We start from the raw sequence: 3,277 nt of genomic DNA, 5'->3' as shown, positions 1-3,277 counted from the left end.
AAATTTATTTTTTATATCATTTATAATTTGTGGGATTATAAATGTGAAATCCTATAAAAAATATTGCACTTTTAAAATACCCGATTTATAATTTAATTAAATTATAAATCGGGTAGGAGGTAGATTTGATGCAACCGGAAAGACCCTTGAAAAAAGTTTCTAAAGTTACAAAAAATAAAATAATAGATATAAATACTGGTGAAATTCAAGAAGAAGAAGAAATTATAAATGCTTATATCGACAAAGAACCAGACTACGTAAAAATATATTTAAAAGATATTGTAGCCTTAAATGATTTACCTAAAGGTTTAGATAGAGTTATTAACGTTTTATTAAAAGTAATGTCTTATGACAATATGATCATTCTAAATAGCTTTATAAAAAAACAAATGGCACAAGAACTAGGATATAAAACAGTACAAGTTCTTAATAACAACATCAACAAACTTGTAAATGCAGAAATTCTTTTTAGAAAAGGTACTGGTACATATCAAGTAAATGCTCGTTATTTTGGTCGTGGCCATTGGCACGATATACAAGAAATCCGATTACAACAAGTCTATTCAACTAAAGGAAGAGAGCTTAAAACAGAAATAACATACAAAAACGACGAACCGTCTCAGAATTAATTCTGAGACGGTTTTAACGTTCCATGTTATATCCACGTTGTTTCTTAATTTCTTTCTTATATTCACAATCAAATTGATTATCTACACCTTTTATATCCAATTCATTCTTAACAAGTCCTCTAAACGCTTTAAAATGCTCTCCAAGGACTTTTTTCGTATTGTGGTATAAAACCTTTACATTTTCCTTTAAATCTTTTACATGGGCTTTTAACGAGCTTATTTCCTTACGTAATTCTCTATTCTTCTCATACAAATCTGTATTCTCATTAATAGCTTTAACATAACCATCGGCTAAACTATCAACTCTATCATGTAATTCTTTGTTTTCTTTAACTAAATCTGTACGCTGCAAACGCTCATAATCTTCCTTTACGAAATTTGCATCGCTTAGAACTTTTTGCATCCTTCTCATTTCACTATCAGAAACAATCCAATTCCCAGTTTCTGTAGTTACTGTTTCTGATTTTAAAAAACCTGTTTTTACAACCTCTGTTTTTTTCTCTTTTCCTTTTACTTTGATATTAATTTTTGAAGGGAGTGCTTCACTCAAATTCAGAAACTCATTTTTTTTACTTTCCAATTCTTTATCTAATGATTGAATTTTCCCCTCTAACTCTCTTTCTTTGACCTTTACTTCCGCATCCATTACATCTTTTTGTTTCTGTATTTCTTCAGAATACCTTTTCAAATCTTTAACCGTATCAACGCCAATCGTTTTATCGTTTAAAATACCTTCTTTGTAGATTTGTGGTATTTCTTTTTTCAAAAACTCATCTAAATCTTGGTGAAATGTTTTTAAATCTTTTCTTGTTAAAACTTCTTTAGCTGAAACCTTTGCCTGTTGCTTTTTCTCGTCCCAAACAACAGGCATAAAAGCAAAATGCATATGCGGTCTTGTTTCGTCATTATGTACATTGGCTGACAACACATTTTTTTCACCACCATAACGGTTCGCTAAAAATTCATAGGTTTTCTCAAAAAATTCACGTTGTTCCTTCTCAGAAGCATCTTTCAAACTTTCCGGTAATGTAACAGCCCAATCTGCACAGACTTTTACATCTTTTCGATTCAAGCAATGCACTTCACTTAACCGATCATTCATGCGTGAAAGTGTATCTCCTTCTTTTTCACATAAATCATAATTCAAATGTGACCGTTCATTATCAATGTCTTGATTCGAATGATTTTCTGTTTTTCTGTCCCAGTGAATGGACAATCCTTGAACATTTCCTTTTGCATATTTTTGAACGTGAGCCATGAGCAAGACCCCCCCTTTTGGTAACTAGTTTAACATGGGGATAGAAGAAAAACCAAATTTGGTCTAGCACGTTATACCAAATTTCATTTGGACGTGCTCTGCGAGGCTCTTTGGCTCCGCCAAGCCATGCTTTGCCTGGCAAAAAACAAACCTTGGGCTTTGCCCAAACCCACTGGGGAAACTCTTCCCCAGACCCCCTCAATCAAACTCCCCAACCCCTCAATCCTTGAGGGGCTCCCTCGCCGGTTAGCAGGAACAAACGATTGTTTGTTCAATGCCAAGAGGGTTTGGGTGTAGTACGGTTGGTCAAGTCAAATACTCCCTTCGCTTTGCTAGGTCCGTTTTGATTGACCAACACCCTTTTTTCCTATAACAGGTTTTTAGCTAATACACCAAGTACTCCTGTTAACAATCCGCTTATGATCAATCGTAAAATCCATGTAGTATTTGCACTAATTTTATCTAATTGTTTATTAATAGTTAAAACATCCTTTTCAGCTACTAATATTCTTACTTCTAAACTTTTCATATCATGTTGTATAGCTTTTAAATCTAGATTCATTTGATTAAAATCTTTTTCTAGTTCCTCCAATTTTGTCATATAACATACTTCTCCTTTTAAATTAATTTTAAATATATTATATGTATATGGTAATTAGAGAATAATGATATAAAAAGAGAACTCAAATCTATTATTAAGATTTAAGTTCTCTTTAAAGATAAGGGAATTATACGAAAGCGTAATATAGCATATGCTTATCCTTTTTAATATGCATCTAGCAAAAACACAGTTTCTATAAATGTGCTGTTCTAAGTTCATTCTCTCCTTGTTTTTGGGTGTGAGTGCTGGCTGGGGGTTTGGGGGCTAGCCCCCTGGATCTTAACGTAAATGAATATGGAATAAGCGGATTGTTTAGAACGATAGAGCAAGGCGGTTCGGCAGGTACAATTGCTAGTCCAAGTCGAACAATCTAAATCCTCGTTTTTGGTCTGTTCGGCTTGGCGACATGCTCACACCTGCCGAATTTCACTATGCAATAGCAAAAGAGTGGAGATTTTTTGAATGGTTTTCTCAAAAAATACTACTCGACTATTGCATAGTGAAAAGCCCTTTTAAATTTTATAAAATAATAGAATAGAAGGGAGAACATAGGTTGAACCGTTGATATGACTGGATTTCTAGGAAAATACTATAATTTGTGGGATTATAAGTTATAATTTGTGGGATTATAACCGTAATTTGTGGAGTTATATACCGTAATTTGTGGAGTTATAAATTAAATTTATTTTTTATATCATTTATAATTTGTGGGATTATAAATGTGAAATCCTATAAAAAATATTGCACTTTTAAAATACCCGATTTATAATTTAATTAAATTATAAATCG

General features: G+C 32.5%; 3 protein-coding genes. 1 reads left to right on the top strand and 2 read right to left on the bottom strand.

Going from position 1 to position 3,277, the window contains the following annotated elements:
• The first annotated feature begins 128 nt into the window (after positions 1–128).
• Positions 129–629, top strand: coding sequence for a replication/maintenance protein RepL (locus ACTFRN_RS27960; RefSeq protein ID WP_001182216.1), 501 nt, complete (start codon positions 129–131; stop codon positions 627–629).
• 13 nt (positions 630–642) lie between these two features.
• Here the strand turns inward: ACTFRN_RS27960 and mobV are convergent, their stop codons facing one another.
• Together mobV and ACTFRN_RS27950 are read right to left on the bottom strand one after the other, a co-directional pair.
• Positions 643–1,887, bottom strand: a complete 1,245-nt coding sequence (gene mobV, locus ACTFRN_RS27955; RefSeq protein ID WP_000951644.1) for a MobV family relaxase — start codon at positions 1,885–1,887, stop codon at positions 643–645.
• Positions 1,888–2,254: 367 nt separating this feature from the next.
• A complete protein-coding gene (locus ACTFRN_RS27950) occupies positions 2,255–2,488 on the bottom strand; it encodes a hemolysin XhlA family protein (protein WP_071741779.1) in 234 nt (77 codons plus the stop codon).
• Positions 2,489–3,277 lie beyond the last annotated feature (789 nt).

The organism is Bacillus cereus group sp. MYBK245-2 (assembly GCF_051916145.1).
Classification (GTDB): domain Bacteria; phylum Bacillota; class Bacilli; order Bacillales; family Bacillaceae_G; genus Bacillus_A; species Bacillus_A pacificus.
The sequence above is the reverse complement of the archived record's forward strand: the minus strand, read 5'-3'. Positions and strand labels throughout refer to the sequence as shown.